This is a genomic window from Streptomyces colwelliae, from assembly GCF_048158785.1.
GTDB lineage: Bacteria > Actinomycetota > Actinomycetes > Streptomycetales > Streptomycetaceae > Streptomyces.
Genome location: NZ_JBLTJC010000173.1, coordinates 1 through 21,169 on the forward strand (window position 1 = coordinate 1; position 21,169 = coordinate 21,169).

A 21,169-nucleotide genomic window follows, 5' to 3' on the forward strand; every position below is an offset into this window, starting at 1 on the left:
TCCTCGGTGAGCGCGACGAACGCGTCCGTCTCCTCCTCGGACACCCCGTACGTCGTCAACAGCACCTGGACGTACGGCACTTTCAGCGCGACCTCGGCCATCTCCATCCGCCCGCCGCCGCAGCTTCGCCCCGTGGCGGCACCGCCACGACAACGTTCCTCCACGCCCGTCGAGGCCGCCGACCAACAGCAGTCCGCCGCCACCCTCGCGAACAGAAGAGGCCCGCTGATGCCACCCGCAGCCGTACCCACGGCGTAGAAGAAGGCGATCGACATCGCCCGGGTCTCCATCGGGAAGATCTCCGAGACCGTCAGATACGCGCTGGACGCGCCCGCCGACGCGAAGAACAGGACCGCGCACCAGCACGCCGTCATCGTGGCCGCGCTCAGCGATCCCCGGTCGAACAACCAGGCCGTACCGAACAACAACAACCCCGAGAGCAGGTACGTCGACGAGATCATCACCCGCCGGCCGACCGTGTCGAAGAGCCTGCCCAACAGCAGCGGGCCCAGGAAGTTGCCGACCGCGATGACCGCGAAGTAGTAACCGGTGTTGCCCGTAGGCACGTTGAAGAACTTCGTCAGGATCGCGCCGAAGCCGAAGGTGATCGCGTTGTAGAGGAACGCCTGGCCGATGAAAAGCGAGAAGCCCAGCGTCGCACGCTTCGGATAGTCACGGAAGATCGTGCGGGCTATCTCCGCGAACGAGACACTCCTGCGCTGATGGATGGTGATCTCGCCCTCCGCAGGCGGCAGTTCACACCCCTGCTCCGCCTCGATCCGCCGCTCGATCGACGTCACCACCTCGTCCGCCTCCCGATCCCGCCCGTGGATCAGCAGCCAACGCGGGCTCTCCGGCACATGCCGTCGTACGAGAAGAATGACGAGGGCGAGCACGGCGCCCAGCGCGAAGGCCAGCCGCCAACCCACGTCCGCCGCGAAGATGTCGGTGTTCAGCGCGACGATCGACAACAACGAACCTCCCACCGCGCCCACCCAGAAACTGCCATTGATGATCAGATCCACGCGGCCCCGGCAGTACGCCGGGATGAGCTCATCGATCGCGGAGTTGATCGCCGCGTACTCGCCGCCGATGCCGAAGCCGGTGAGGAAGCGGAACGTGAAGAACCACCAGGTGGAGAAGGAGGCCGCGGTGAGAGCCGTCGCCGCCAGATAGACGACCAGCGTGATCATGAAGAGTTTCTTACGGCCGTAGAGGTCCGTGAGGTGGCCCCAGAACAGGGCGCCCACGCACGCGCCCGCCACATACAGCGCCGCCGCGATACCGGTGACCTGGCCGGAGCTGATCGGCAGCCCGCTGCCGGGCTCGGAGAGGCGGCTCGCGATGTTGCCGACGACCGTGACCTCCAGGCCGTCGAGGATCCACACGGTGCCGAGGCCGATGACGATCGTCCAGTGCCAGCGGGACCACGGGAGGCGGTCGAGCCGAGCCGGGATGGACGAAGTGATCGTCCGGCTGTCGCTCCCCGCCGGGGTGTCGGCACTCGCACTCGCACCAGCCATCAGGGCCCCTCCTCGTCGAGCGAACCCCCTCCGGGTGCCCCGGCGAATCGGCCCCTACACCCGCGCCCACACGCGCCCCTACACCCCCACCAACCGCGTCACCGTATAGATCAACAAACCCACCAACGACCCCACCACCGTGCCGTTGATCCGGATGAACTGAAGGTCACGGCCGATGTTCGCCTCGATCTTCCGGGTGGTGTGCTCGGCGTCCCAGCCGGCCACCGTGTCCGTGATCAGGGAGGTGATCTCCTTGCGGTAGGTCGTCACGACGTACACAGCCGCGCCCTCGACCCAGCCGTCGACCTTCGCCTGGAGCTTCGGCTCCACGGCCATCCGCGCGCCCAGCGACAGCAGCGAGGCCCGCACCCGCAGCCGTAGCTCACTGCGCTCGTCCTCGGCGGCGGACACGATCATCGAGCGTACGGACGTCCAGGCGCTGGCGATCAGGTCCTGGACCTCGCCGCGGCCGAGGACCTCGCCCTTGAGGCGCTCCACGCGCGCGCGGGTCTCCGTGTCGGACTGGAGGTCGGCGGCGAAGTCGCCGAGGAAGCGGTCCAGGGCACCGCGGGCCGGGTGGGAGGGCATGTCGCGCATCTCGGTGACGAAGCGGAGCAGCTCCTTGTAGACGCGCTCGCCGATCCGCTTGTCGACGAACCTCGGGGTCCAGCCGGGCGCCCCGCCCTCGACCGCGTCCATGACCTGCTCGTCGTGCAGGACGAGCCAGTCGTGCGCACGCGAGACGACCAGGTCGACGACCCGTTTGTGACCGCCGTCGGCGACGATCTTCTCCAGCATCTTCCCTATCCCGGGCGCGATCTCCTGGGCGTCGGCGCGGCGGGTGATCGCCTCGCCGACGATCGCCTGGACGTCGGAGTCCCGCAGGACGGTGAGGGCGCCGCGCAGCGCCGCCGACAGCTCGGCCGTCACGCGGTCCGCGTGGTCCGGTACGGCCAGCCAGGCGCCGAGGCGGCTGCCGATGCCGACCGCGTGCAGGCGCTGTCGTACGACCTCCTCGGAGAGGAAGTTCTCGCCGACGAACTCGCCCAGGGATACGCCCAGTTGGTCCTTCTTGGTGGGGATGATCGCGGTGTGCGGGATGGGCAGGCCCAGCGGGCGGCGGAAGAGGGCCGTGACCGCGAACCAGTCGGCCATCGCGCCGACCATGCCCGCCTCGGCCGCCGCGGCGACATAGTCCGCCCAGGGACCGGCGCCCGAGTCCGACGCCCACTTCGCGAGCACGTAGACGACGGCCACGAAGAGCAACAGGGCGAGTGCCGTCAGTTTCATCCGGCGGACGCCGCGCTGTCGCTCCTGGTCGGCCGCGCTGAACGTGGTCATCGTGCGGCGGGACCCGTCACTACCGGTGCCCGCCACCGCCCCCGCTTCGGTACGTTCCATCCGCTCCACCCGTTCGCCGGTACCGTACATATTGTCCCTTCCTGACCGACTCCCGGAACGGAACAGGAGTTCCCGCAGTCACCCGATCGGGCAAAATGGCAGGGCCCCGCCACTCACCCGAGGAGATCCGCACCGCGTGACCAAGCGACGTGATGAGGGCGTGGGGGTGTCCCCCACACAACAGCGTGCCCTGCTGTCCGCGATCATCACCCTGATCGTGGTCCTTTCCGTGTGCATATACGTCGGTGCCTCCGCAGGCGACGGAAGCCGGGCCGACGACGGGAAGAACTCCGCCGGCTCACGCTCCGGCGGCAACTCCGCCGCCCCCGCCTCCGCCGGCACCTGGGTGGGCGCCTGGGCCGCCGCCCCGGTCGGCGGCGAGACCGGCACGGAGCGGACCGGCATGGCGGGCCGCTCGGTGCGCAACCTCGTCCACACGAGCGCCGGCGGGACGGGCGCCCGGATCACCCTCTCCAACCTCTACGGCCGGTCCCCGCTCACCCTCACGCACGCCTCGATCGCCGTCGCCGCCGCCCACAACAACTCCGCCGCGGCCGAGGGCACCATGCGCCGGCTCACCTTCGGCGGCGCGACCTCGGTCACCATCCCGGCCGGGCGGCAGACCCTCAGCGACGCCGTACGCCTCCAAGTCCCTTCGGGCGCCGACCTGTTGGTCACCACCTACTCCCCCACCGCGTCGGGACCGGCCACCTACCACCCGTACGCGCGGCAGATCTCCTACCTCGCCGAGGGCGACCACGCCGAGGACGCGACCGGCACGCCGTACCGCGAACGCACCGCGGTCTGGCGCTACTTGACCGCGGTGGACGTGCTGAGCGACCAGGCGGACGGCACGGTCGTCGCGTTCGGCGACTCGATCACCGACGGCTCCACCTCGACGGAGAGCGCCAACCGCCGCTGGCCCGACGCCTTTTCGCAGCGGCTGCGCGCGGCCGTGGCCGCCGGGCAGGACGTGCCGCGCTACAGCGTCGTCAACGAGGGCATCAGCGGCAACCAGATACTCACGAGCCTCACCGGCCGCCCCGCCATGAACCAGAGCGGCCTCGTCCGCTTCACCCGTGACGTGCTGGGCCGCCCGAACGTCAAGGTCGTCGTCATCGACCTCGGCGTCAACGACGTCCTGCACGGCGCGCAGGCCGACCAGGTCCTCGCAGGCCTGCGCACCCTGGTCCGCCAGGCCCACGCCCGCGGCATCAAGGTCATCGGCGCGACCCTCATGCCCTTCGGCAACTACTTCCGGTACACGGCGGCCCGGGAGACCGTACGCCAGCAGGTCAACGCGGCGATCAGGAAGGGCACGGTCTACGACGCCGTCGTCGACTTCGACAAGGCGCTCCGCGACCCGTACGCCCCGCGCAGGTTCGCCTCGGAGTACGACTCGGGCGACCATCTCCACCCCAGCGACCGGGGCTACCGGAAGATGGGCCGCACGATCGACCTGGCGGACCTCGAGGGAGCCGTTCCCGCCCAGCTGTAGGTCCCCGTGGTGAGGCGGCGGCTCAGCGCCCTCCCGGAAACCTCAGGAACTCAGTCCCAGTCCCGGTGCCTGCGCTCCCGCCGCTCCCGGTGCCGCTCGCGTCGCTCCTCGTGCCGTTCCCTGCGCTCCTCATGCCGGCGTCGCATCGCGTCGCGGTGTTCGTCCATGGCCTCGCGGTGGGCGTCGTGCAGGCCCGACAGGGCGTCGTGGTGGGAGCCGTAGAGCTGCTTGGCGGACGAGCCGCGCTCCAGCTTCTCCTGGCGCCGCTCCTCCTTGAGGCGCTGGCGTTCCGCCCGGGTCGCCTTGCGTTCCACGCCGACCCCGCCCCAGAAGGCGAAGCCGGTGACGATCACGCGCGGGGCGCCCGGGTCGCCCGGCACGCCCTCCTGGCTGTGGTCGAAGCCGCCCATGATGCCGATGCCGCGGACGACGACCTCGACGCCAGGCGGCACGATGACCTGCGCGCCGCCCATGATCGCGATGCAGTTGATCTCGACCTCGCGGTCCGCGAAGTTCGCCTCGCGCAGGTCGATCTCGCCGCCGCCCCAGAAGGAGAAGCAGGTGAACCGCTTCGGGACCGTCCAGCGTCCCTTGCGCTGGAACCCGGACATGATGGCCACGGCACCGGTCGAGGAGCCCTCGCCGCCGACGATCCGCCCGGCCCAACTCCCGCTGTCCACCGGCTCCTTGACCATGTTCACCGGCGGCGGGGTGACCCCGGCGACCGGCAGGTCCCGGGTGATGGGGGTGAGTTCGCCGTACGTCCGCGCCTTGTAGGTCGCCTCCAGACGCTCCTGGAACTCCTCCATGTCGAGGCGGCCCTCGGCGACGGCGTCGCGCAGCACCTCGGCGACTCGCTCACGGTCGGCGTCGGATGCGCGGAGCTCCGGGACTGCGTCGTCGGTCATACAGAGCAGCCTACGAGGTCACTCCGCGCAGGGCTATGAGCTCATTTCACGAAGCGCTACGGGGTCGCTTCACGCGGGGCCACCAGACCGCCGCCCCCGCCTCTCACGACACCGCTTTCTCCGCCTGCTCGGCGTACATCTTCGCGATGACCGCCTCGATGTCCGGCTCCCGCACCGACAGGTCCACCATCGGGTACTCCGCCGCGATCCGCGCGACCAGTGGAGCCGCCGACTCCGACGCCGGGAACGCCAGCCACTGCCGGGGGCCCTCCACCTTCACGACCCGCGCGTCCGGCACCTCGATCGGGGGCAACTCCCGTTCCAGGTCCACCACGAGCGTCCGCTCGCTCTCGCCCGCCTCGTGCAGCCCGGCGAGGGGGCCGTCGTACATCAGACGCCCGTGGTCGATGACCATCACGCGGGAGCACAACTGCTCGATGTCCTGGAGGTCGTGGGTGGTGAGGAGGACCGTGGTGCCCTGCTCGGCGTTCAAGTCCCGCAGGAACTCCCGGACTTTGGCCTTGGAGATGACGTCGAGGCCGATGGTCGGCTCGTCGAGGTAGAGCACCTCGGGGTCGTGCAGCAGGGCCGCCGCGATGTCACCGCGCATCCGCTGGCCCAGCGAGAGCTGCCGTACGGGGACGTCCAACAGGGCGCCCAGTTCCAGGAGTTCGACACAGCGGTCGAGGTTCTCGGCGTAACGGGCGTCCGGGATGCGGTACATGCGGTGCATCAGCTTGTACGAGTCGATCAGCGGGAGGTCCCACCAGAGCGTCGTGCGCTGCCCGAACACCACGCCGATGCGGTGCGCGAGCCGGGTGCGTTCGCGCGACGGGTCGATGCCGGCGACCCGCAGCCGGCCCCCGGACGGGGTGAGGATGCCGGTCAGCATCTTGATGGTGGTCGACTTCCCGGCACCGTTCGGACCGATGTAGCCGACCATCTCACCGCGGGCCACACCGAAGGAGATCGAGTCGACGGCCCGCACCTGGCGCCGCTCCCGCTTCAGGAACCCGGTCTTCTTGCGCACGTCGAAGACCTTCTCGACGCGGTCCAGTTCAATGAACGCCTGCTCTGTCACGCTCAACTCCCCGTGCTTTGGTACGACTTGAGCCCCGCCCGCCACGCCAGCCCGGCCAGCGCGCAGAAGGCGAGTGCCACCAGCGGCGACGCGAACGCGGCCCCCGCCGGCAGGTCCAGCGGATAGGGCCGCCCCAACACATAGGAGGCGGGCACCCAGTTGACGAAGGCGAGCGGCAGCATGAAGGTCACGCCCCGCAGGAAGTCCTTGCCGAACACGGCCGGCGGATACTGCAACAGCGTGGTCCCGCCGTACGTGAACGCGTTCTGCACCTCGGCCGCGTCCTGCGCCAGGATCTGGAAGGCCGCGCCCGCCACGAACAGCGCCCCGAAGATCGCCGCGCCGCAGACCAGCATCACCGGCACCAACAGCAGCTTCCCGACAGTCCAGTTGACGTCGATGTGGAGCAGCGCGTACCCCAGCACCAAGCCGCCCTGCGTGATCCGGCCCAGCCGGCGCAGCGCGAACCGGTCGGCGCCGATCTGCGCCAGCACCGGCGCCGGGCGCACGAGCAGCGTGTCGAAAGAGCCGTCGCGGATGCGGGCGCCGAGCACGTCCATCGAGCCGAGGACCAGGTCGGAGATGCCGAACGCGGTCGCCGACAGGCCGTACAGGAAGGCCACTTCGGGCAGCGACCAGCCGCCCAGCGAGTGGACCTGCGAGAACATCAGCAGGATCGTGACGAAGTCCAGGCCGGTCACCAGCAGGTTGCCGAACACCGTGATGACGAAGGACGCGCGGTAGGCCATGCTCGACCGGATCCACATCCCGGCGATCATCCCGTAGGCCCGCAACCCCTCGCGCCAGCGCGGGAGTTCCTCCATCCGGTACTCGCTCCGGCGGGTCGTCTCAACCACCCTGCACCACCACCCTCCGCGTGGCCGCCGACTGCATCAGCCGCCCCGCCGTGAGCAGCACCACCGCCCAGGTCGCCTGGAAGGCGTACGCGTCGAGCGGATCGGTCTTCCCCATCAGCACGTCCGCGGGCATCTGGATCTGCGCCGCCCACGGCAACGCGCGTACGACATCGCCCAGCACGCCCGGGAAGGCGTTCAGCGGGAGCACCATGCCCGAACAGAAGATCCCCAGGATCATCATGGCCTGGTTGATGCCCGTGCCGTCCATCAGCCAGAACACGCTCAGCGCCGCGAGATAGCGGATGCCGAAGCTGACGAGGATCGCGAGCAGCAGCGCCACCAGGAGAGCCGCCCAGGACATGACGTCCGAGGGCAGCGCCATCGGGAAGAACAGCCAGCCGAACACGAACGGGATCACTCCCCGGCCCACCAGCTGGAACAGCGCCCGCCCGAAGTCGCTCGCCAGCCACCACAGTTGGAGGTCGGCCGGCCGGTACAGGTCGACGGCGATGTCGCCCGTGCGGATGCGCTCCATCAGGTCCTTCTCGAACCCGCCGCCCTGGATCGCCAGCGTCGCGTACAGACACTGCCCCAGCCACACATAGGTCACCGCCTGCGCCTGGTCGTACCCCCCGAGATGCGGGCGCTCGTCCCACAGCGCCAGATACGTGTAGACGAGGACCACACCGAAGACCGTGTTGGTGAACACCCCGGCGAGCGTCGCCGCCCGGTACGTCGCGTACCGCCTGAAACCCCCCGCCGCGACGGCCGCGTACAACCGCCCAGCGCCCACAGAAATCACCCTCCTCCCCGTCTTGACACCGAAGCGCAGGAGCCTAGTCCGCAGGTGGTGACGCACGCCACGCATTTTCCGGGCAAGTGCGTGCCGATCGGCGGGAACGGAACGCATGGTGCGAGAGTCTTCGTCTGGGGGCGCAGAAGCGCACAAGGCCGTACAGGAACGTACGCGAGGGCGTAGGGGACCGTACGACGCGAAACAGGAGTCCGTGCACGACATGAGCGACCAGCCGCAGCCGCAGCAGCCGAACCAGGGCTGGGCACCGAGAGAGCCGGAAGCGGCTGCCGCACCCGAGGCGCCCGGAGCGCCCGACGGCGGGAAGCCCAAGAAGCCCAAGCGGCCCAAGCGCACCGGCTGGCGCCGGATCATCCCGACCTGGCGCATGACGCTCGCCGGGATCGTCGCGCTCGTGGCGCTGCTGATCGGCGCGTTCTACCTCGGCTACTCGATGGTCAAGATCCCGCCGGCCAACGCGCTCGCCACCAAGCAGTCCAACGTGTACCTCTACGCGGACGGCTCCCAACTGGCCCGCGACGGCGAGGTCAACCGCGAGAGCGTCGGCCTCGACCAGATCTCCGCGAACGCCCAGCACGCCGTACTGGCCGCCGAGGACCGGGACTTCTACTCCGAGTCGGCCGTCGACCCGAAGGCGATGGTCCGCGCCGCGTGGAACACCGCGACGGGCAAGGGCACCCAGTCCGGCTCCACAATCACCCAGCAGTACGTCAAGAACTACTACCTGGGCCAGGAACAGACCGTCACCCGAAAGGTGAAGGAGTTCTTCATCTCGATCAAGCTGGACCGCACGGAGTCCAAGTCCGAGATTCTGGAGGGCTACCTCAACACCAGCTACTTCGGCCGCAACGCCTACGGCATCCAGGCCGCCGCCCAGGCCTACTACGGCAAGGACGCCACCGAACTCGACGCCGGCCGCGGCGCCTACCTCGCCGCACTGCTGAACGCGCCGAGCGAGTACGACGTCGTCGCGCATCCCGAGAACAAGGCCGCGGCGGTGGCCCGTTGGAACTACGTCCTCGACGGCATGGTCAAGCAGCACTGGCTCACCGAGTCCGCGCGCGCCGGCATGAAGTTCCCCATGCCGAAGGAGGCGACGGCCTCGACGAGCATGTCCGGGCAGCGCGGTTACATCGTCGGCGCGATCAAGGACTACCTCACCACCAACAAGATCATCGACGCGGACACCCTCGAAGCCGGCGGCTACCGCATCACCACCACCCTCCAGAAGAGCAAGCAGGACGCCTTCGTGAAGGCCGTCAACGACCAACTCATGTCCAAACTCGACAAGAAGAGCCGCAAGGTCGACAACTACGTGCGCGCGGGCGGCGCTTCGGTCGACCCCAAGACCGGCCGCATCGTCGCGATGTACGGCGGCATCGACTACGTGAAGCAGTACACGAACGGCGCGACCCGCGGCGACTTCCAAGTGGGCTCCACCTTCAAGCCGTTCGTCCTCGCCTCGGCCATCCAGAACGACTCCCAGACCCAGGACGGCCAGACGATCACGCCCAACACCTACTACGACGGCACCAACAAGCGCCCCGTGGAAGGCTGGAACGGCGGTTCCTACGCCCCCGAGAACGAGGACGAGGTCTCCTACGGCGACATCACCGTCCGTACGGCGACGGACAAGTCCGTCAACTCGGTGTACGCGCAGATGGCGGTCGACGTGGGCCCCGACAAGGTGAAGCAGACGGCCGTCGCCCTCGGCATCCCGTCCGACACCCCCGACCTGACCGCCACCCCGTCCATCGCGCTCGGCCCGTCCACCGCGAGCGTCCTCGACATGGCGGAGGCGTACGCCACGCTCGCCAACCACGGTGAGCGGCACACGTACACGATGATCTCGAAGATCACCAAGGACGGCACGAGCGACATCGAGCTGCCGGCCCAGAAGACCACCCGCGCGGTGAGCCGCGAGTCCGCCGACACCACGACCTCGGTCCTCCAGAGCGTCGTCGACAACGGCACCGCCACCGCGGCCCAGGGCGCCGACCGCCCGGCGGCCGGCAAGACCGGCACGGCGGAGGAGGACACAGCCGCCTGGTTCGCGGGCTACACCCCCGACCTGGCGACGGTCGTCTCGGTCATGGGCCAGGACCCGACCACCGCCGCCCACAAGTCGCTCTACGGCGTGATGGGCCTCGAACGTGTCAACGGCGGCGGAGCGCCCGCCGAGATCTGGGCCCAGTTCACCAAGTCCGCCCTCAAGGGCACCGAGGCGAGCGACTTCGACCTCCAGCTCCAGGACGGCGCCGAGACCGTCGCACCCCCGACCCTCCAGCCCACCCAGCCCGCGACGACGGGCAACCAGGACAACGGCGGCACGACCACCACCGGCGGCCAGGGCGACCAGGGCCAGACACAGGGCGGCACGACCGACGGGGGCACGACCACCACGGACGGCGGCACCACGACGACCGGCGGCACGACGGGCACCACGACCACGGGCGGCACGACGACGGACGGCGGCACGACCACCACCGACGGCGGCACCACGGGCACCACCACGGACGGCGGCACCACGACGACGGGCGGCACGACAGGCACCACCACGGACGGCACCACCGACGGCACGACAACCGGAGGGACGACGGCGGGCCCACAGAGCACGGGCCGTAAGAAGGAGTGACCGCAGGCGTAGAGAAGGCGACCGTCGGTCTCAGTGACCGGAGGTCGCCTTCAGCCCCACGACGGCGACCAGCAGCAGGGACACGAAGAAGATCCGGGCGGCGGTGACAGGCTCCCCCAGCACCACCATGCCGAGCACCGCCGCCCCCGCCGCACCGATCCCGACCCACACGCCGTAGGCGGTACCGATGGGCAGCGACTTCGCGGCGTACGACAGCAACAGCATGCTGGCGACGATGCCGGCGCCGGTGAGCACGCTGGGGACGAGCCGGGTGAAGCCGTCCGTGTACTTCATCCCGATCGACCAGCCGACTTCGAGCAGACCGGCGACGACGAGCAGAACCCAGGCCATGACAGGCACCTCCGAGACGTACGTACTGAACGGGGGTGCGTCGTCTTTCCGTGTCGCTGTCCCGGTACGGCGCGTCTCGTCGGGTTCCTTTCCAACGTAGCAAAGGAACGGCAAAAGGGGCTGGTGACCATGGTCACCAGCCCCTTCGAGGCTTCGTACGACAGGTATGCGACCTACAGATACAGCCCGGTCGAGTCCTCGGACCCCTCGAACCGGTCGGCGGCCACCGCGTGCAGATCACGCTCACGCATGAGGACGTAGGCGACCCCGCGCACCTCGACCTCGGCGCGGTCCTCGGGGTCGTACAGGACCCGGTCGCCGGGCTCCACGGTCCGCACGTTCTGGCCCACCGCGACGACGTCGGCCCAGGCCAGCCGCCGCCCCACCGCGGCCGTCGCGGGAATCAGGATCCCGCCACCCGAACGCCGCTCGCCCTCACTCTTGTCCTGCCGCACGAGCACACGGTCGTGCAGCATCCGGATGGGCAGCTTGTCGTGCTGGGTGCTCTGCTCGTCTCTCTTGGCGCTCACGCCCACGAACCTACCTGCCCAGGACCCGTCCGTACGCGGGCGGGTCACCCACGGTTTCAGCCCTTACGACCGCTACGACGCCGGGACCCGAGGACGAACAGCCCCACGACGCCGACGGCGACGAGAGCGACAGGAACGATCCGCTCGACGCGCGGCGCACCCTCTTCGTCCACGAACTGACCCTTGACGTCACTCACGACCCGGTTGACGCCGACGTACGCCCTGCCGAGGGTGTGATCGACGCTGGACGCGACCTTGGCCTTCGCGTCGCCCACGATGGTCTTCGGGTGCACCCGCACCCCGATCTCGTCGAGGGTGTCGGCGAGGACATCGCGGCGGCGCTTGATGTCCGCCTCGATCTGCGCCGGGGTTCTGGTGTCCGGCGTGTTCGACGTGTCCGTCACCGTACGGCCTCCGAAGTCTGCTGGTACTTGTGCCGGACAGTCTGTCAGCTCTCGCGCGGAGTGCACTGTCAGCACCCCCGGTTACGCTAGCGCGATGAGTGAACGACTCCAGCCCGGGGACGTTGCCCCCGCCTTCACGCTCCCCGACGCCGACGGCAACGAGGTCTCCCTCGCCGACCACAAGGGCCGCAAGGTCATCGTCTATTTCTACCCGGCGGCGCTGACCCCCGGCTGCACCAAGCAGGCCTGCGACTTCACGGACAACCTGGAACTGCTGACGGGCGCCGGCTACGACGTCATCGGCATCTCCCCCGACAAGCCGGAGAAGCTCGCCAAGTTCCGCGACAAGGAGAACCTCAAGGTCACCCTCCTCGCGGACCCCGACAAGAAGGCCCTCGACGCCTACGCGGCCTTCGGCGAGAAGAAGAACTACGGCAAGACCTACATGGGCGTGATCCGCTCCACGATCATCGTGGACGAGTCCGGCAAGGTCGAACACGCCCTGTACAACGTGCGCGCTACGGGCCACGTGGCGAAGATCATCAAGGACCTGGGCATCTAGCCGACCAGGTCTCTACGCACCTCCGTACCTGAACGAGACCCACACATCAGGAGGCAGGTCGGCCCGCCCCGGCACCGGCCTGCGCTCCTCGGTCCAGCCCTCCGGGGCGAGGTCGCCGCCAACCCGCCGCCAGAACGCCACGGCCCCCGGATTGCCGTCCTGAAACGCGACCTCCCAGTCCCCCGGATACCGCGCGACGACATCCCGCACGGCCCGCAGCCCGACCCCGGCCCGCCGGACCCCGCGGACGACGAAGAAACTGTTGAGCACACGGGTGTCCGAGCCGAGCCCCCGCACGAACGCGAACCCGACGGGCCGCTCACCGCTCACGAAGAGATACGGCGCCCAGTCCCCACCCCTGCCGTCGAACGCCGCGTCCACCCGCTCACTGCGGAACGTGCCGTCCGGGTTGGGCAGTTGAAGTCGCTCGCGTGTCCCGAACTCGGACATGTCATGCCGGAACATCAGCCAGAGCCGCTCGACGGTGGGGCGGTCGGCGGGGGTGGCTGGTCGTACGAGTACATGTGGTGCCGCCATGAAAGAGGTCATGAAAAAAGCCTCCCGGGTGGACAAGGGTCCGTTCCTGGAAGGCTTCAGCGACTTGCAGTCTACCAACCGCTTTACGTTTCGGGCGTGACTGTCCGATAAGCAGCTCGTTACTCCGTTCGAGGCCACGAACGTGTGGTCGAGATCGGAGGGGAAACGGTGGGAGTCAGCGCGTATTCGCGGGAGCGGCTGGAGAAGGCGGCTCAGGGGGCTCGGACGTTGTCCGAGGCGTTGGAGCGGTTGGGGGTGGATCCGAGGAGTTCGACGCGGCGCTATGTCCTTGGGCGGATGAAGAACCTGGGGGTGGACGTCTCCCACTTCGAGCGGGAGGGGGTGAAGTGGACGAAGGAGATCCTCCAGGCGGCCGTTTCGGCGTCGACGAACATGTGCGAGGTACTGCGGAGTCTCGGGCTGGAGGTCGTGGGCGGACATCACACGCACATCAGCCGTCGTATCAAGGCGTACGACATCGACACCTCGCACTTTCGGATGCCGAGCCGGCGCGGCGAAGCCTGGCGTCCTCGGACACCTGAAGGACTACTCGTCGAGCAGCCGATCGGTCAGGCTCGGCGCATCCCTAGCGATCGGCTCAAGTGGGCCATGAAGGCGTCGGGAATGCAGGAGCGGTGCGCTCTGTGCGGGGCGGAAGCGGTCTGGCGCGGACATCCGCTCCCGCTGGAGGTCGATCACATCGACGGCAACTGGCGCGACAATCGCATCGAGAACCTGCGGTTCCTGTGCCCCAACTGCCATTCGACGACCGACAGTTACCGGGGGCGTGGAAAGGGACGCGGCAAAGGCGGCACCTCATGAGCAGCGCTGTGCAGTACACCCGCGAGCGACTGACCGAAGCCGCCGCACGCTGCTCCGACATCGACCAGGTCATCACCTTCTTCGGTACGCAGCCCTACGGCAAACTTCGCCGCCACCTCTTTGGGCGTTTCGACCACTTCGGAATCGATGTCTCCCACATGCCACGGCAGAGACGATCGAACGCGGCGCCGACCAAACCGACCACCGACGAACTGCGCGACGCCGTCGAGGGAGCCACGTCCATCGCGGACACGCTCCGCGCCCTGGGGATGGAGCCGTACAACAGCAGACTGCGCACGCTGCTCCGCCAATGGCTGGCGGAAGACGACCTCGACACCTCCCACTTTCTGGGACAGGCGCACCAGCGAGGTCAGTCAGGCGGCGTGCTTCTCCGACGCGCCGAGAACATCCTCGTCCAGCACGACGGCAGTCGCCGAACGAGAACCCACCTGCTGCGTCGGGCGCTCCTGGAGGTAGGTGCACCAGAGGTGTGCGCCGAATGCGGGATCGGTCCCGAGTGGCTCGGCAAGCCCATGACACTGGAGGTCGATCACATCAACGGGGACTGGAGTGACGACCGGCGCGAGAACCTTCGGTTGCTCTGCCCCAACTGTCACGCGGTCACCAGCACCTGGTGCAGAGGAGGGAGCCGCAGTCGCGCACATCCCCGGTAGCATGGTCGGGCACGCGGCCGTTGCTGAATGGTATAAGCAGAGGTTTTAGGTGCCTCGGGGCATTTGCCCATGTGGGTTCGACTCCCATCGGCCGCACGCCCGGAGGGGCCGTCCGCAAGGACGGCCCCTCCGTCGTCTCAGCCCAACAACTCCCGAACCACCGGCACCAACGCCCGAAACGCCTTCCCCCGATGGCTGATCGCGTTCTTCTCCTCCGCCGTGAGTTCCGCGCACGTCCGCGTGTCCCCCTCCGGCTGGAGGATCGGGTCGTAGCCGAAGCCGTTCGTGCCTACCGGGGTGTGGCGCAGCCGTCCCCGCAGCTGGCCCTCGACCACCCGTTCCGTGCCGTCCGGCAACGCCAGGGCCGCCGCGCAGGCGAAGTGGGCGCCCCTGTGTTCGTCCGCGATGTCCGAGAGTTGGGCCAGGAGCAGGTTCAGGTTGGCCTGGTCGTCGCCGTGACGGCCCGCCCACCTCGCCGAGAAGATGCCCGGGGCGCCGTTCAACACGTCCACGCACAGGCCCGAGTCGTCGGCGACCGCCGGGAGGCCCGTTGCCTGGGCCAGGGCGTGGGCCTTCAGGAGGGCGTTCTCCGCGAAGGTCACGCCCGTTTCCTTGACGTCGGGGATGTCGGGGTAGGTTTCCGCGCCGACGAGGTCGTGGGGCAGGGCCGCGGCGGTGAGGATCGACCTCAGTTCGGTGATTTTCCCGGCGTTGCGGGTGGCGAGGATCAGGCGTGTCATGCCGTTCAGTATCCCAACCTCCGCCACACGCCTATGAGACGCCTACGACGTGCAGACCTTCGTCAATTCGCCCGCCGCGTCCGTGACCGGGCTGATGTCGGGGGTGTCGTCGCCGTTCTTGACGGCCGTACGGACGTTGTCGACCGCCTCGCTCAGGTCGTCCACCGCCTTGTTGACGTCGGCGTTGTCGGTCTTGTCGCCGATCTTGTCGAGGTCCTTCTCGATGGAGTTGAGGGACTGGTCGGTCTGGGTGGGGTCGTTGGCCGCGTTCTCCACCGCCTGTTGGAGGCCGGTGACGCTGTCGGCGATGGTGTCGGCGGTCTGGACGCAGTCGAGGGCCTTGTCGACGGCGTCGCAGCCGGTGGCGAGGCCGGCGGTCAGGCCGATCGCCGCGACGGTGGCGGCTATGGCGATACGGCGGCGACTGCTGCGGCTTCGTCGGCTTGCGGCGGCCATGGTTCGGTTTCCTCCCCGTGGGGCGGGCCTCGGCGGCCACTCCCCGTTTCCGTTCCGTATGCGTAGGGACGCGGGGGCGGGCCGCCGGGTTGCCCCCGCGGCCCGCCTCTCTTGGTACGGCCTTGGTGCGCCCTTTACCTGACTGCCCAAGCCTCTTACTTCTCCAGCGCGGCCTCAAGTGCCTTTCGCTGTACGGCGGTCAGCTCGTCGCAGCCGGCGACGGCGAGGTCGAGGAGGGCGTTGAGTTCGTCGCGCGCGAAGGGCTCGGCCTCGGCGGTGCCCTGGACCTCGACGAAGCGGCCGTCGCCGGTGCAGACGACGTTCATGTCGGTCTCGGCGCGGACGTCCTCCTCGTAGCAGAGGTCCAGGAGCGGGACTCCGCCTACGATGCCGACCGACACGGCGCTCACCGTTCCGGTCAGGGGCTGGCGGCCGGCCTTGATCAGTTTCTTGCCCTGGGCCCAGGCGACGGCGTCCGCCAGCGCGACGTACGCGCCGGTGATGGCCGCCGTACGGGTGCCGCCGTCGGCCTGGAGGACGTCGCAGTCGAGGACGATGGTGTTCTCGCCGAGGGCCTTGTAGTCGATGACCGCGCGGAGCGAGCGGCCGATGAGGCGGCTGATCTCGTGGGTGCGGCCGCCGATCTTGCCGCGGACGGACTCGCGGTCGCCGCGGGTGTTGGTGGCGCGGGGCAGCATGGAGTACTCCGCGGTGACCCAGCCCTCGCCGCTGCCCTTGCGCCAGCGGGGGACGCCCTCGGTGACCGAGGCGGTGCAGAAGACCTTCGTGTCGCCGAAGGAGACGAGGACGGAGCCCTCGGCGTGCTTGCTCCAGCCGCGTTCGATGGTGACGGGGCGGAGCTGTTCGGGGGTTCGGCCGTCGATGCGAGACATGGCGAAGAGCCTAGTGGTAGGTCCGGCCCGCACATGGGGAAGGGGCTCTTCCCGCGGTGGGAAGAGCCCCTCAGCGTGTGACGCCGTGGGTGAAGTCGGGGTCGACGCTCGGGTCAAAGCCGGGAACGATTCCCGCGCTTCACATCAGGTCTTCGATGTCCGCCGCGATCGGGTCCGCGTCGGTGCCGATGACGACCTGGATGGCCGTGCCCATCTTGACGACGCCGTGGGCGCCGGCCGCCTTCAGGGCGGCTTCGTCGACCAGGGCCGGGTCCTTGACCTCGGTGCGCAGGCGGGTGATGCAGCCCTCGACCTCTTCGATGTTGTCGATGCCGCCCAGCCCGGCAACGATCTTCTCAGCCTTGGTGGCCATGTTGTTCTCTCCCTGATCCGAACCGCTTTGTCGCAGTAACCCACAGTTGGCCCAGCTTCGCGAGCGGTCATGTCGTGCGTGCCGAATGATGGTGACGATCACGTCGCCAACTGGTCTACACCACATTACCGAGGGGCGTCCATGAGTGCCGACAGTGCCGCCGCCCGTCCTGGGCGCACCTACTGGAACAACTTGTTCCAGGGGTTGCAGAAGATGGGCCGCAGTCTCCAACTCCCCATCGCCGTACTGCCGGCGGCCGGCATCCTCAACCGGCTCGGGCAGCCGGACGTGTTCGGGGACGACGGGCTGGGGTGGACCAATGTCTCGAAGGTGATGGCGGGTGCGGGCGGGGCGCTTCTCGACGGGCAGCTCGGGCTGCCGCTGCTGTTCTGTGTGGGTGTCGCGATCGGGATGGCGAAGAAGTCGGACGGGTCGACGGCGCTGGCCGGAGTCGTCGGTTTCCTCGTCTACTACAACGTGTTGCGCCAGTTCCCGAAGGACTGCACGGGCGGCACGAACGTGGTGCCCGGCATCGGGTGCCAGGCCGCCGACCACTCGGTCTCGGCGTTCACGTACCAGAATCCCGGGGTGTTCGGCGGGATCGTGCTGGGGCTGCTGACCGCGTTCTTCTGGGCGCGCTACCACCGTACGAAGCTGGTGGACTGGCTCGGCTTCTTCAACGGCCGCCGTCTCGTCCCGATCATCATGTCGTTCGTGGCGATCGCGGTGGCGGCGGTGGCTCTGTGGGTCTGGCCGCCGATCGGTACCGGCCTTGAGCACTTCAGCGACTGGCTGAGCGCGCGGGGTGCGCTGGGCGCGGGGGTGTTCGGTCTCGCCAACCGGGCGCTGCTGGTCGTGGGGCTGCATCAGTTCCTGAACGTGCCCATCTGGTTCCAGTTCGGCAGCTACACGAAGCCGGACGGGACGGTGGTGCACGGTGACATCAACATGTTCCTGGCGGGCGACCCGAACGCGGGGCAGTTCACCTCGGGGTTCTTCCCGATCATGATGTTCGCGCTGCCCGCGGCGGCGCTCGCGATCGCACACTGCGCGAAGCCGAGCCGGCGCAAGGAGGTGGGCGGTCTGATGCTCTCGGTCGCGCTGACCTCGTTCGTGACCGGCATCACCGAGCCCATCGAGTACTCGTTCCTGTTCATCGCGCCGGTCCTCTACGCGGTGCACGCGGTGCTGACCGGGGTGTCGATGGCGGTGACCTGGGGGCTCGGGGTGCACGACGGGTTCAGCTTCTCGGCGGGTCTGATCGACTACGCGATCAACTGGAACCTGGCGACGAAACCGTGGGCGATCATTCCGATCGGGTTGTGCTTCGCGGCGGTGTACTACGTCGTCTTCCGTTTCGCGATCACGAAGTTCGACCTGAAGACGCCGGGGCGCGAGCCGGAGGACGAGCGCGAGGACGTCACCAAAGCCTGACGGAACCTGACGGAACAGGCAGGCAGGGCAAGCGAGTTGGGCCCCCGGACCATCGGTCCGGGGGCCCTTCTTCATGTGCTTCACCGTGCACGTCGTCGTGTACGTCGCGTAGCGATTCGGTCGCAGGATTCGCGGGTTCCTTTATGCGGACTTCATCTGCTACAACAGGTCTACACCACTGAGTGGTGTAGACCACCACCCGATGGAGGAAGTCCATGAGCACTGCCACCGCGCCAACGGCGGCACCCGCGAAGAAGTGGGGATCCGGCCTGTTCCAGGGCCTACAGAAGATCGGTCGCAGCCTACAGCTCCCGATCGCTGTGCTTCCGGCGGCGGGCATCCTGCTCCGGTTCGGTCAGTCCGACATCCACGACAAGCTGCATCTGCCGGACAAGGTGACGGCCGTCTTCGCCACCGCCGGCGGCGCGATCTTCGACAACCTGCCGCTGCTGTTCTGTATAGGTGTCGCGATCGGCTTCGCCAAGAAGTCCGACGGCTCCACCGCGCTCGCGGCGCTCGTCGGCTTCCTCGTCTACAGCAATGTGCTCAAGGCCTTCCCCGTCACCGACGCGCAGATCCTCAAGGGCGCGGACGTACCCGCGACTTACAACAACCCCGGTGTCCTCGGCGGCATCATCATGGGTCTGCTCTCCGCGGTGCTGTGGCAGAAGTTCCACCGGACCAAGCTGGTCGACTGGCTCGGCTTCTTCAACGGCCGCCGTCTCGTGCCGATCATCATGGCCTTCGTCGGCACGATCATGGGTGTCTTCTTCGGCCTCATCTGGAAGCCGATCGGTGAGGGCATCTCGAACTTCGGCGAGTGGATCACCGGTCTCGGCGCGTTCGGTGCCGGTCTGTTCGGTCTGATCAACCGCGGTCTGATCCCGGTCGGCATGCACCAGTTCGTCAACTCGGTGGCCTGGTTCCAGATCGGCGACTACAAGGACTCCACCGGCGCGGTCGTCCACGGTGACCTGACCCGCTTCTTCGCCGGTGACCCGACCGCCGGACAGTTCATGTCGGGCTTCTTCCCCATCATGATGTTCGGCCTGCCGGCCGCCGCGCTCGCCATCGCGCACACCGCCCGCCCCGAGCGCCGCAAGGCCGTCACGGGCATGATGATCTCGCTCGCGCTGACGTCCTTCGTGACCGGTGTGACCGAGCCGATCGAGTTCTCGTTCATGTTCATCGCCCCGGTGCTCTACGCGATCCACGCGGTGCTGACCGCCCTGTCCATGGCGATCACCTGGGCGCTCGGCGTCCACGCGGGCTTCACCTTCTCCGCGGGCTTCATCGACTACGCCCTCAACTGGAACCTCGCCACCAAGCCCTGGCTGATCATCCCGATCGGTCTGGTCTTCGGCGCCATCTACTACTTCGTCTTCCGCTTCGCGATCACCAAGTGGAACCTCCCCACCCCGGGCCGCGAGCCCGAGGAGGAGCTCGAGGACCTCACCAAGGCGTGATCCCCGCACGGCCATGACGAAGGCCCCGGCACCGAGTTGGTGCCGGGGCCTTCGCGCACGTAGAACTAGATCTCGTACGACGCTCTCGGCGCCGCCAGTTCCACCGGTCCGGCGTAGACCTCGCGCGCGTCTGCCAGGTTGGCCTGGGGGTCCGTCCACGGGGGGATGTGGGTGAGGACCAGGCGGCGGACGCCGGCGCGGGTGGCCGTCTCGCCGGCCTCGCGGCCGTTGAGGTGGAGGTCCGGGATGTTCTCCTTGCCGTGCGTGAACGCGGCCTCGCACAGGAACAGGTCGGTGTCCCGGGCGAGTTCGTCGAGGGACTCGCTGACGCCCGTGTCGCCGGAGTACGTCAGGGACCGCCCGCCGTGCTCGACGCGGATGCCGTACGCCTCGACGGGGTGGCGGACCCGCTCGGTGTGCACGGTGAAGGGGCCGACGTCGAACGTGGACGGCTTCACCGTGTGGAAGTCGAAGACCTCGCTCATGGAGGAGGCGGTGGGGGTGTCGGCGTAGGCCGTGGTCAGGCGGTGCTCGGTGCCCTCGGGGCCGTAGACCGGGATGGGGTCGCAGCGGCCGCCGTCGTGGCGGTAGTAGCGCGCGACGAAGTACGCGCACATGTCGATGCAGTGGTCGGCGTGCAGATGGCTGAGGAAGATCGCGTCGAGGTCGTAGAGACCGCAGTGGCGCTGCAACTCGCCAAGGGCGCCGTTGCCCATGTCGAGGAGCAGCCGGAAGCCGTCGGCCTCTACGAGGTAGCTCGAACAGGCCGATTCCGCGGACGGGAACGACCCCGAGCAGCCGACGACGGTGAGCTTCATAAAGCAGAAACCTCCGCTGGCGGGAACTTCTGGAGTTGGGTGACGGGGGTCGTGCGGTCCGTCGAGCGTAAGGCGCAAAAGGGCCGGTCGCTCCTCCGCCAAGGGCTGTTGTGGGGGAACTCACCTGTGGTGTCACCGGTTCGGCTGGAACCGGGGCGCGTGGGGTTCATAAGAGGGCGCGCGGCTTGGATTGCGCGCCGGTACGGTCGTTCGTATGAACATGACGTGGTGGCTCGCGCTGGCGGCGGTGATGTTGCTGGCGCTGGTCGCCACGCTGGTGGACGGGTGGGGGCCGGGGTCGAAGCGGGCGGCGGACCGCCACATCTCCAACAGCACCTCCTGGGCCACCTCCTCGGACTGCGCCGGGTCGCGCACGACCCGGCGCACCAGTC

At 68.5% G+C, this 21,169-nt stretch carries 22 protein-coding genes, 1 tRNA gene, 1 pseudogene and 1 riboswitch; of the genes and pseudogenes, 8 read left to right on the forward strand and 16 right to left on the reverse strand.

Going from position 1 to position 21,169, the window contains the following annotated elements; all coding sequences use genetic code 11:
* Both ACNFOC_RS30470 and ACNFOC_RS30475 read right to left on the reverse strand, forming a co-directional pair.
* A partial coding sequence (locus ACNFOC_RS30470; protein ID WP_416962277.1) for an MFS transporter occupies positions 1–1,523 on the reverse strand: 1,523 nt, incomplete at its 3' end.
* A 78-nt stretch (positions 1,524–1,601) separates the two neighbouring features.
* Positions 1,602–2,954 (reverse strand): DUF445 domain-containing protein, encoded by a 1,353-nt coding sequence (locus tag ACNFOC_RS30475; RefSeq protein ID WP_416962278.1) that lies wholly within the window; start codon positions 2,952–2,954, stop codon positions 1,602–1,604.
* 106 nt (positions 2,955–3,060) lie between these two features.
* On the opposite strand from ACNFOC_RS30475, the gene ACNFOC_RS30480 reads away from it, so the two are divergent.
* Positions 3,061–4,422, forward strand: a complete 1,362-nt coding sequence (locus ACNFOC_RS30480; RefSeq protein WP_416962279.1) for an SGNH/GDSL hydrolase family protein — start codon at positions 3,061–3,063, stop codon at positions 4,420–4,422.
* Positions 4,423–4,472: 50 nt separating this feature from the next.
* On the opposite strand, the gene ACNFOC_RS30485 is transcribed toward ACNFOC_RS30480, so the two are convergent.
* From ACNFOC_RS30485 to ACNFOC_RS30500, 4 genes are all read right to left on the reverse strand, one after another.
* Entirely contained in the window at positions 4,473–5,330 is an 858-nt protein-coding gene (locus tag ACNFOC_RS30485; RefSeq protein WP_416962280.1) for a DUF1707 SHOCT-like domain-containing protein, read from the reverse strand.
* Positions 5,331–5,433: 103 nt separating this feature from the next.
* Positions 5,434–6,411 carry an ABC transporter ATP-binding protein gene (locus ACNFOC_RS30490; protein WP_416962281.1) on the reverse strand — a complete coding sequence of 326 codons (978 nt, stop codon included), beginning with the start codon at positions 6,409–6,411 and terminating at the stop codon, positions 5,434–5,436.
* Between the two features lie 2 nt (positions 6,412–6,413).
* The gene (locus tag ACNFOC_RS30495; RefSeq protein WP_416962293.1) at positions 6,414–7,235 is read right to left on the reverse strand and encodes an ABC transporter permease; all 822 of its coding nucleotides are present in this window, start codon (positions 7,233–7,235) and stop codon (positions 6,414–6,416) included.
* Positions 7,236–7,260: 25 nt separating this feature from the next.
* Positions 7,261–8,061, reverse strand: a complete 801-nt coding sequence (locus ACNFOC_RS30500; RefSeq protein ID WP_416962282.1) for an ABC transporter permease — start codon at positions 8,059–8,061, stop codon at positions 7,261–7,263.
* 223 nt (positions 8,062–8,284) lie between these two features.
* On the opposite strand from ACNFOC_RS30500, the gene ACNFOC_RS30505 reads away from it, so the two are divergent.
* Positions 8,285–10,717: a transglycosylase domain-containing protein gene (locus ACNFOC_RS30505; RefSeq protein ID WP_416962283.1), complete on the forward strand. Its 2,433-nt coding sequence runs from the start codon at positions 8,285–8,287 to the stop codon at positions 10,715–10,717.
* A gap of 30 nt (positions 10,718–10,747) precedes the next feature.
* Here the strand turns inward: ACNFOC_RS30505 and sugE are convergent, their stop codons facing one another.
* From sugE to ACNFOC_RS30520, 3 genes are all read right to left on the reverse strand, one after another.
* On the reverse strand, positions 10,748–11,068 hold the full coding sequence (sugE, locus tag ACNFOC_RS30510) for a quaternary ammonium compound efflux SMR transporter SugE (RefSeq protein WP_366490540.1): 321 nt from the start codon (positions 11,066–11,068) through the stop codon (positions 10,748–10,750).
* Between the two features lie 34 nt (positions 11,069–11,102).
* A riboswitch (guanidine-III (ykkC-III) riboswitch) is annotated at positions 11,103–11,178 on the reverse strand.
* A gap of 63 nt (positions 11,179–11,241) precedes the next feature.
* Complete coding sequence (locus ACNFOC_RS30515; RefSeq protein ID WP_026150372.1) at positions 11,242–11,598, reverse strand: GroES family chaperonin; 357 nt, start codon at positions 11,596–11,598, stop codon at positions 11,242–11,244.
* A gap of 56 nt (positions 11,599–11,654) precedes the next feature.
* Positions 11,655–12,002, reverse strand: a complete 348-nt coding sequence (locus ACNFOC_RS30520) for a DUF3618 domain-containing protein (protein ID WP_416962284.1) — start codon at positions 12,000–12,002, stop codon at positions 11,655–11,657.
* A gap of 94 nt (positions 12,003–12,096) precedes the next feature.
* On the opposite strand from ACNFOC_RS30520, the gene bcp reads away from it, so the two are divergent.
* On the forward strand, positions 12,097–12,564 hold the full coding sequence (gene bcp, locus ACNFOC_RS30525; RefSeq protein ID WP_416962285.1) for a thioredoxin-dependent thiol peroxidase: 468 nt from the start codon (positions 12,097–12,099) through the stop codon (positions 12,562–12,564).
* A gap of 12 nt (positions 12,565–12,576) precedes the next feature.
* Here the strand turns inward: bcp and ACNFOC_RS30530 are convergent, their stop codons facing one another.
* Positions 12,577–13,113 carry a GNAT family N-acetyltransferase gene (locus ACNFOC_RS30530; protein WP_416962286.1) on the reverse strand — a complete coding sequence of 179 codons (537 nt, stop codon included), beginning with the start codon at positions 13,111–13,113 and terminating at the stop codon, positions 12,577–12,579.
* A gap of 156 nt (positions 13,114–13,269) precedes the next feature.
* Between ACNFOC_RS30530 and ACNFOC_RS30535 the strand changes: the two genes are divergently transcribed.
* The 3 genes from ACNFOC_RS30535 to ACNFOC_RS30545 all read left to right on the forward strand — a co-directional run bounded on the left by ACNFOC_RS30535 (position 13,270) and on the right by ACNFOC_RS30545 (position 14,693).
* Positions 13,270–13,923, forward strand: coding sequence for an HNH endonuclease signature motif containing protein (locus ACNFOC_RS30535; RefSeq protein ID WP_416962287.1), 654 nt, complete (start codon positions 13,270–13,272; stop codon positions 13,921–13,923).
* The gene (locus tag ACNFOC_RS30540; RefSeq protein ID WP_416962288.1) at positions 13,920–14,597 is read left to right on the forward strand and encodes an HNH endonuclease; all 678 of its coding nucleotides are present in this window, start codon (positions 13,920–13,922) and stop codon (positions 14,595–14,597) included. The genes ACNFOC_RS30535 and ACNFOC_RS30540 overlap by 4 nt, the downstream gene beginning before the upstream one ends.
* A 13-nt stretch (positions 14,598–14,610) precedes the next feature.
* A tRNA-Leu gene (locus tag ACNFOC_RS30545) sits at positions 14,611–14,693 on the forward strand.
* A gap of 41 nt (positions 14,694–14,734) precedes the next feature.
* Here the strand turns inward: ACNFOC_RS30545 and rdgB are convergent.
* The 4 genes from rdgB to ACNFOC_RS30565 all read right to left on the reverse strand — a co-directional run bounded on the left by rdgB (position 14,735) and on the right by ACNFOC_RS30565 (position 17,185).
* Positions 14,735–15,337, reverse strand: a complete 603-nt coding sequence (gene rdgB, locus ACNFOC_RS30550; RefSeq protein ID WP_416962289.1) for an RdgB/HAM1 family non-canonical purine NTP pyrophosphatase — start codon at positions 15,335–15,337, stop codon at positions 14,735–14,737.
* 42 nt (positions 15,338–15,379) lie between these two features.
* Positions 15,380–15,793: a hypothetical protein gene (locus ACNFOC_RS30555; protein ID WP_416962290.1), complete on the reverse strand. Its 414-nt coding sequence runs from the start codon at positions 15,791–15,793 to the stop codon at positions 15,380–15,382.
* A gap of 155 nt (positions 15,794–15,948) precedes the next feature.
* Positions 15,949–16,686, reverse strand: a complete 738-nt coding sequence (gene rph, locus ACNFOC_RS30560) for a ribonuclease PH (protein ID WP_363098882.1) — start codon at positions 16,684–16,686, stop codon at positions 15,949–15,951.
* A 139-nt stretch (positions 16,687–16,825) separates the two neighbouring features.
* Positions 16,826–17,185: a PTS sugar transporter subunit IIB gene (locus ACNFOC_RS30565; RefSeq protein WP_281169871.1), complete on the reverse strand. Its 360-nt coding sequence runs from the start codon at positions 17,183–17,185 to the stop codon at positions 16,826–16,828.
* Positions 17,186–17,200: 15 nt separating this feature from the next.
* On the opposite strand from ACNFOC_RS30565, the gene ACNFOC_RS30570 reads away from it, so the two are divergent.
* On the forward strand, positions 17,201–18,493 hold the full coding sequence (locus ACNFOC_RS30570; protein ID WP_416962291.1) for a PTS transporter subunit EIIC: 1,293 nt from the start codon (positions 17,201–17,203) through the stop codon (positions 18,491–18,493).
* A 215-nt stretch (positions 18,494–18,708) separates the two neighbouring features.
* Complete coding sequence (locus ACNFOC_RS30575; protein WP_416962292.1) at positions 18,709–19,959, forward strand: PTS transporter subunit EIIC; 1,251 nt, start codon at positions 18,709–18,711, stop codon at positions 19,957–19,959.
* A gap of 65 nt (positions 19,960–20,024) precedes the next feature.
* Here the strand turns inward: ACNFOC_RS30575 and ACNFOC_RS30580 are convergent, their stop codons facing one another.
* Both ACNFOC_RS30580 and ACNFOC_RS30585 read right to left on the reverse strand, forming a co-directional pair.
* Positions 20,025–20,777 (reverse strand): MBL fold metallo-hydrolase, encoded by a 753-nt coding sequence (locus ACNFOC_RS30580; protein WP_033286049.1) that lies wholly within the window; start codon positions 20,775–20,777, stop codon positions 20,025–20,027.
* 291 nt (positions 20,778–21,068) lie between these two features.
* A pseudogene (locus ACNFOC_RS30585) lies at positions 21,069–21,169 on the reverse strand (sigma factor); the annotation flags it as partial.

What these genes read in the sequence shown, in the direction of transcription:
- rdgB (WP_416962289.1), bottom strand. Translation starts at nt 15,337, where the DNA reads ATGACACGCCTGATCCTCGCCACCCGCAACGCCGGGAAAATCACCGAA.
- ACNFOC_RS30575 (WP_416962292.1), top strand. Translation starts at nt 18,709, where the DNA reads ATGAGCACTGCCACCGCGCCAACGGCGGCACCCGCGAAGAAGTGGGGA.
- ACNFOC_RS30555 (WP_416962290.1), bottom strand. Translation starts at nt 15,793, where the DNA reads ATGGCCGCCGCAAGCCGACGAAGCCGCAGCAGTCGCCGCCGTATCGCC.
- ACNFOC_RS30540 (WP_416962288.1), top strand. Translation starts at nt 13,920, where the DNA reads ATGAGCAGCGCTGTGCAGTACACCCGCGAGCGACTGACCGAAGCCGCC.
- ACNFOC_RS30565 (WP_281169871.1), bottom strand. Translation starts at nt 17,185, where the DNA reads ATGTGGTGTAGACCAGTTGGCGACGTGATCGTCACCATCATTCGGCAC.
- ACNFOC_RS30475 (WP_416962278.1), bottom strand. Translation starts at nt 2,954, where the DNA reads ATGTACGGTACCGGCGAACGGGTGGAGCGGATGGAACGTACCGAAGCG.
- ACNFOC_RS30580 (WP_033286049.1), bottom strand. Translation starts at nt 20,777, where the DNA reads ATGAAGCTCACCGTCGTCGGCTGCTCGGGGTCGTTCCCGTCCGCGGAA.
- ACNFOC_RS30570 (WP_416962291.1), top strand. Translation starts at nt 17,201, where the DNA reads ATGAGTGCCGACAGTGCCGCCGCCCGTCCTGGGCGCACCTACTGGAAC.
- sugE (WP_366490540.1), bottom strand. Translation starts at nt 11,068, where the DNA reads ATGGCCTGGGTTCTGCTCGTCGTCGCCGGTCTGCTCGAAGTCGGCTGG.
- rph (WP_363098882.1), bottom strand. Translation starts at nt 16,686, where the DNA reads ATGTCTCGCATCGACGGCCGAACCCCCGAACAGCTCCGCCCCGTCACC.
- ACNFOC_RS30505 (WP_416962283.1), top strand. Translation starts at nt 8,285, where the DNA reads ATGAGCGACCAGCCGCAGCCGCAGCAGCCGAACCAGGGCTGGGCACCG.
- ACNFOC_RS30530 (WP_416962286.1), bottom strand. Translation starts at nt 13,113, where the DNA reads ATGACCTCTTTCATGGCGGCACCACATGTACTCGTACGACCAGCCACC.
- ACNFOC_RS30485 (WP_416962280.1), bottom strand. Translation starts at nt 5,330, where the DNA reads ATGACCGACGACGCAGTCCCGGAGCTCCGCGCATCCGACGCCGACCGT.
- bcp (WP_416962285.1), top strand. Translation starts at nt 12,097, where the DNA reads ATGAGTGAACGACTCCAGCCCGGGGACGTTGCCCCCGCCTTCACGCTC.
- ACNFOC_RS30495 (WP_416962293.1), bottom strand. Translation starts at nt 7,235, where the DNA reads ATGGAGGAACTCCCGCGCTGGCGCGAGGGGTTGCGGGCCTACGGGATG.